The organism is Lentilactobacillus sp. (assembly GCF_040773105.1).
In the GTDB taxonomy this organism is placed as follows: domain Bacteria; phylum Bacillota; class Bacilli; order Lactobacillales; family Lactobacillaceae; genus Lentilactobacillus; species Lentilactobacillus parabuchneri.
In genome coordinates this window covers 1-6,233 of sequence record NZ_JAXGWW010000119.1, presented here as the reverse complement: position 1 = coordinate 6,233, position 6,233 = coordinate 1, and the positions used below count along the sequence as shown (strand labels likewise).

The window sequence follows — 6,233 nt, the reverse complement described above, 5'->3', positions numbered from 1 at the left end:
TTCCTAACAGGTAACCATTTCCAACTTGCGAGAAGAAGTCATGGTTGGCCGTTGATGTTGAAATACCGTTCATGACGACTGGATTAACGTCTTCTGCAGTATCTGGGAACAGTGGGTCTTGACCCAGGTTCATCAACGCTTTATTGGCGTTATAACGAATGAATGTCAGGACATCTTCTGTCCAACCGGTTTGATCGTACAGAATGTGGGTGTACTTTTCCTCATTGCCATATAATTTGTACAAGAAGTCATAGATCCAGTTTTTCATATCCTCTTGCTTTGCCTTTGACAATTGGTTAAAGCCAATTTGGAACTTGTAACCAATGTAGGTTCCGTGGACGGATTCATCACGTAAAATCAATTTGATGATTTCGGCAACGTTAGGAATCTTGTTGTGGCCCAGGTACCAAAGTGGGGTATAAAATCCTGAATAGAATAAGAAAGTTTCCAAGAAAACGCTGGCAACCTTTTTCTTAAGTGGATCGGGTTCGTTTTCGTAAATGTCACGAATCTTCAAGGCCTTATTTTGGAGAAATTCTTCACTGTCACTCCAGTCAAAAATTTCGTCAATCTGTTCAGGGGTGTTCAGAGTTGAGAAAATGGATGAATAACTTTTGGCATGAACAGATTCCATAAATTGGATGTTATTGAGGACGGCTGTTTCATGTTGGGTTTGAACATCTTTTCTCAATGATGCCATTCCTTCTTGGGATTGAAGGGTATCAAGCAGTGTCAAACCACCAAATACGTGGCCAACAACCCACTGATGGTCTTCGTCAAACGTCCGCCAATCAGATAAATCGTTAGATAACGGAATTCGCGTATCAAGCCAAAATTGTTCCGTCAGCTTTTCCCAGGTTGCTTTATCGATTTGATCATCAATGGCATTCCAGTTAATTGCACTATAATTCTCGGTCATGTTCTTCTCCTTTAAATGACGCAGCTTTCACATTCATTAGAACCAACTTCTTGCTGGTCATCTGTGAAAGTTCGAATGTAATAAATTGATTTGACGCCTTTTTTGTACGCGTAGTTTCTCAAAATGTTGAGATCCCGTGTGGTCATCTTATCAGTTCTGCCGTTTTTCCATTCGTACAAGCCTTCTGGAATTGTTGATCGCATGAAAAGCGTTAAAGCCATGCCCTGATCAATGTGTTCCTGAGCAGCAGCGTAAATGTCAATCACTTTTCGCATGTCCATGTCGTATGCGGAAGTGTAGTAGGGCATTGTATCGTTTGAAAGGTATGGAGCTGGGTAATAGATCTTACCGATTTTTGACTCCTGACGTTCTTCAATTCGGTTGATAATCGGATGAAGACTGGCAGTCGTGTCATTGATGTAAGAAATGGAGCCATTAGGGGCCACTGCAAGCCGGTTTTGGTGATAGAGGCCATATTCCATGACGGACTTCTTAAGTGCTTCCCAGTCTTCTTTTGAAGGGATCCAGTCGTCTTTGAACAACGCTTTAACTTTGTCGGATTTCGGTGCAAATGATGTTTCCAGGTACTTGTCGAAATAAGTGCCGTCCGCATACTTGCTCTTATCAAAGTCGGCAAACGTTTCCTGACGTTCTTTAGCGATCTTGTTAGATGCAACTAAACTCCAGTAGTTTAAAAGCATGAAGTAAACGCTGGTAAATTCAATTGATTCAGGTGAGCCATAATACATGTGGTGGTTCGCCAAGAAGCTGTGCAGGCCCATGCCGCCAAGTCCAATGGAATGGGATTCTTTGTTACCCTTTTGGATGGAAGGAACAACGTCAATGTTGGAGTGGTCAGTGACAAATGTTAATGCACGGACCATGCTTTCAACCGAGTGACCGAAATCATCGCCAGCCATCATATTGTTGATGTTTGTTGAACCCAGGTTGCAAGAAATATCTTTGCCCATCTTAATGTAGTGCTGTTGATTATCAACTGTCGATGGCGTTTGAACCTGAAGGATTTCAGAACACAAGTTACTCATGACGATACGGCCGGCGATCGGATTATCACGGTTGGCCGTGTCGATATTAATAATGTAAGGGTAGCCGGATTCTTGTTGGAGCTTACTGATTTCAGTTTCCAAGTCGCGGGCCTTGATCTTTTTCTTGGAGATCTTGTCATTAGCAACTAAATGATCATATTCCTTAGTAATGTCCACATATGAGAATGGCACGCCATATTCCCGTTCTACGTCGTAGGGGCTGAAGAGATACATATCAGCGTCCTGCTTAATTAATTCGTAGAACTTGTCGGGAACGGTCACACCCAACGAAAGGGTCTTCAATCGGACCTTTTCGTCGGCGTTTTCTTTCTTGGCACCTAAGAAGTCAATGATATCTGGGTGGAAGACTGATAAATAAACAACACCGGCGCCTTGACGCTGTCCCAACTGGTTTGAGTACGAAAAGCTGTCTTCCAATAATTTCATCACCGGAACCACACCGGATGCGGCGCCTTCAATATGTTTGATAGGTGCGCCGGCTTCACGGAGGTTGGAAAGATTAATACCAACGCCACCACCGATACGGGATAGTTGAAGGGCGGAATTGATGGTTCGACCAATGGTGTTCATGTCATCAGTGGTTTGGATCAAGAAGCAGGAAACAAATTCGCCACGATTTTCACGGCCGGCATTCAAAAAGCTGGGCGTTGCCGGTTGGTAACGTTGATGAACGATTTCATCAGCAAGGTCCATGGCCAATTGTTCGTCGCCGTCCGCAAAGAACAGTGCGTTTGCGGCGACCCGATCCAAAAAGCTTTCCAGGTAAGAGTCGTTGTCGTTACTCTTTAAGGCATATTGGGCATAGAACTTGTAGGCTGCCATGAATGACTTGAAGTGGAAGTCTTGATCATTTAAGTAGGCGTATAACTTTTCGATGAAGGCAAAATCGTATTTCTTAACGAAGTCAGCTTCATAATAATTGTTGTCGATTAAATAATCGAAGCGGGCCTTTAAGCTGTCGAAACGTTTGAGATTCGGTTCGACGTTTTCTTTCAAAAAGGCTTGAAGTGCCTCTTGGTCCTTTTGTAATGGGATCTGGCCATTGACTGGGATGTTAATTTCGTTGTTTAAATCGAAATAAGTGACATCTTTCAAGTTGTGAAGTGACATATTTAGTACCACGCTTTCTTATAATTGCGAATAAAAGGGGCGAGACCGTTTGTGGTTTCGCCCGCTAATCTGAAATCAATATGTTAGAATGGACAAAGGCGATTTATCCGGCAATCGAGTGAAGCTGATCAGGTCGAAAACCGCTAAATGCTTGTTTACCATCAACATCAACGACGGGAACAGCCATGAAGCCCCGTTGTTTAAGATAATCAATATATTGTGGTTGCTCGTTAATGTTATGCTCTTCGAACTCCACATTGTGTTCTGAAAGATAACGTTTTGTCATTTTGCATTGCATGCAGTTGTTCTTTGAATATAGTGTGATTTTAGCCATTGTTAACACTTCCCCTGTTTCTTTGAAATTTAATTTATGGTTCAAGTTTACACTAAATATCGTGAAATGCAACGATTAAAACACAATATATTGTGATAAAACTAATTGTAAACACCAAATATAGGTGACCATTATCAAAAACAACTTAGGAGATTTTTATGACAGACAATTCATTTTACTATTCAAAGAATCCAGACGTTGAATCCAATCCGCTGACGTGGAACTTTTCGTTACTTGGAAACAACTTAGTGTTTACTTCTGACAACGGTGTGTTTTCTAAGCATACCGTTGACTATGGCAGTCGCGTTTTGATTGATTACGTCGACTATGACCGGATCCCCGCTGGCAAAATCCTTGATATGGGAACCGGTTATGGCCCAATTGGCATTGCGATTGCCAAAGCGTTTCCCAAGCGCCAAGTCGACATGGTTGATGTCAATGAAGTCGCTTTGGCATTGGCCAAGAAGAATGCGGTTGCCAATCAGGTTGACAACGTCAAAATTTTTGAAAGTAATATTTATGATGCAGTCAGTGATTCATATGCCGCAATTATCACCAATCCACCAGTTCGAGCCGGTAAACAAGTTGTTGAACAGATGATTTCCGGTGCCCGCGACCACCTCGTTTTGGACGGGACACTGACCGTTGTGCTGCAAAAAAAGCAGGGGGCACCGTCCGCTAAGAAGCTAATGACGCAAGTATTTGGGAATTGCCAAATTTTAAAACGTGACAAAGGTTACTATATTCTACAAAGCATTCAGAAATCGTGAGGTTGAATCATGTTTCAAGCAGACGTTCAGTATATGAAGGCCGCCTTGGTCGAAGCACAGAAGGCATTTTTAATTGATGAGGTTCCAATTGGCGCTGTTGTGGTTCACAATGGTGACATTATTGGACGTGGTCATAATCTTCGGGAGCATTTAAATGACGGTGTCGCCCACGCAGAAATTATGGCCATTGAAGAAGCCTGTGGGGCATTAAATAGTTGGCGGCTGGTTGATTGTGATCTTTACGTGACCATTGAGCCGTGTTTAATGTGTTCCGGGGCGATCATCAATTCTCGAATCGATAATGTCTGTTTTGGTGCTCGTGATCCCAAGGCCGGAGCTGTTAGAAGCCTGTATACGGTTCTGGAAGATTCACGCTTGAATCATCGGGTTAATGTGATTGAGGGGCTACTGAGCGACCAATGCTCACAGATAATGAAGGCCTTTTTTCGGGCTGCTCGACAAAAAAGGAAGAATATCTCTGGCAATTCAAAGTGAATTACGTTATGATAGATATTGCCGCAAGGCCCTGAGGCAAGGGTCGGGTTACGAACTGTGTCAGGTCCGGAAGGAAGCAGCACTAAGTATCATCAGCCTTGTGCCTCTTGTACATAGAAATTAAGCTCTCAGCAGATTCTGCTGGGAGTATTTTTTTGTGCGAGTTTTTTTAATTGAAGAGCGGAACATGTTTTCGGATTTATGTTGGCATTCTTACAAATTTCACTATATAATTATTTAGACGTTCCAATTACACTTTTTTGCATTCGGCATTTTTATTTTGGAGGATTTGGTAATGAGCTATCAAGCATTATATCGGGTTTGGCGGCCTCAACGCTTTGACGAGATTGTCGGCCAGTCGATTATTACACGAACATTTAAAAACGCTCTAATTACTAAACAAATTAGTCATGCTTATTTGTTTACCGGCCCACGAGGCACTGGAAAAACATCTGCTGCCAAAATATTTGCCAAGGCGGTGAACTGTCACTTTTTGAAGGACGGCGAACCCTGCAACGAATGTGAGACTTGCAAGGCGATTAATGAGGGCAGCTTAAATGATGTCATTGAAATTGATGCTGCCTCGAACAACGGTGTTGAAGAGATCCGAGACATTCGGGATAAGGCAAAATACGCGCCAACCCAGGCGGACTACAAAGTTTACATTATTGATGAAGTCCACATGCTTTCGACGGGAGCCTTTAATGCATTGCTGAAAACACTTGAGGAGCCGCCAACCAACGTTATTTTTATTTTGGCAACCACTGAGCCCCATAAAATCCCGGCAACCATCATTTCGCGGACACAGAAGTTTGATTTTAAGCGGATTAAGCCCCAGGATATCCTGTCTCGAATGGAATATATTCTGGACCAAAAAAAAATTGCGTATGATGATAAGGCCCTTAAGCTGATTGCAAAGGCGGCTGAAGGCGGGATGCGGGATGCATTGAGTATCCTGGATCAGGCCATGTCTTACGGGGACAATCAGATCACATACGAAAACGCCTTGCTGGTTACTGGCAGCGTCACCAATGAGCTGTTGACAACTTACATGCAACAGGTTGTGGCTAAGGACACCAAGAGTGCCTTGATCACTATTCAAAAGATTTTGGATGAAGGTAAGGATGCCAGCCGATTCATTGAAGATTTAACCAGTTATAGTCAAGATATTTTGTTGTATCAGCAAGATCCCGGTATCGTTGAGGAAATGGAATTGGGCGTGATTGACGATCAGTTCAAGGAATTGAGTCAAAAAATCACTGATCAGGAAATTTATCAAATGATCAGCGAATTAAACGCCATTTCAAATTCATTGAGGTATACCGCCAATCCGGACGTCTATTTGGAAGTTCTGACGGTCAAAATAACGCATTTGGAACAACCAAAATCAACTAGTTCGGCGCCAGCTGCCGTTCACTCAACGAATCAGCAGGCACCGTCACCTGAGACGACGGTGGAAATCCAACAGTTGACTCAAGAGGTTGATCGGCTCAAAGCTGAAGTTGAGTCACTTAAACAGCAGGCTGGTTCGACGGTTG

6 protein-coding genes and 1 other RNA gene are annotated in these 6,233 nt (G+C 43.0%); 4 read left to right on the top strand and 3 right to left on the bottom strand.

Going from position 1 to position 6,233, the window contains the following annotated elements:
- From nrdF to nrdH, 3 genes are all read right to left on the bottom strand, one after another.
- The coding region (gene nrdF, locus AB3112_RS07240) for a class 1b ribonucleoside-diphosphate reductase subunit beta (RefSeq protein ID WP_367334193.1) at positions 1-919 on the bottom strand (919 nt) is incomplete at its 3' end.
- An 11-nt stretch (positions 920-930) separates the two neighbouring features.
- Entirely contained in the window at positions 931-3,096 is a 2,166-nt protein-coding gene (nrdE, locus tag AB3112_RS07235) for a class 1b ribonucleoside-diphosphate reductase subunit alpha (RefSeq protein WP_084975053.1), read from the bottom strand.
- 103 nt (positions 3,097-3,199) lie between these two features.
- Positions 3,200-3,430 carry a glutaredoxin-like protein NrdH gene (gene nrdH / locus AB3112_RS07230; protein ID WP_057910284.1) on the bottom strand — a complete coding sequence of 77 codons (231 nt, stop codon included), beginning with the start codon at positions 3,428-3,430 and terminating at the stop codon, positions 3,200-3,202.
- A 158-nt stretch (positions 3,431-3,588) separates the two neighbouring features.
- Here nrdH and AB3112_RS07225 point away from each other — a divergent pair, with 158 nt between their 5' ends.
- The 4 genes from AB3112_RS07225 to dnaX all read left to right on the top strand — a co-directional run.
- On the top strand, positions 3,589-4,200 hold the full coding sequence (locus tag AB3112_RS07225) for a class I SAM-dependent methyltransferase (protein WP_084975055.1): 612 nt from the start codon (positions 3,589-3,591) through the stop codon (positions 4,198-4,200).
- A 9-nt stretch (positions 4,201-4,209) separates the two neighbouring features.
- Complete coding sequence (tadA, locus tag AB3112_RS07220) at positions 4,210-4,695, top strand: tRNA adenosine(34) deaminase TadA (protein ID WP_084975057.1); 486 nt, start codon at positions 4,210-4,212, stop codon at positions 4,693-4,695.
- A 28-nt stretch (positions 4,696-4,723) separates the two neighbouring features.
- Positions 4,724-4,810: signal recognition particle sRNA small type (gene ffs, locus AB3112_RS07215), an RNA gene on the top strand.
- Positions 4,811-4,990: 180 nt separating this feature from the next.
- Positions 4,991-6,233, top strand: a 1,243-nt coding sequence (dnaX, locus tag AB3112_RS07210) for a DNA polymerase III subunit gamma/tau (protein WP_367334192.1), incomplete at its 3' end; no start/stop codon positions are given.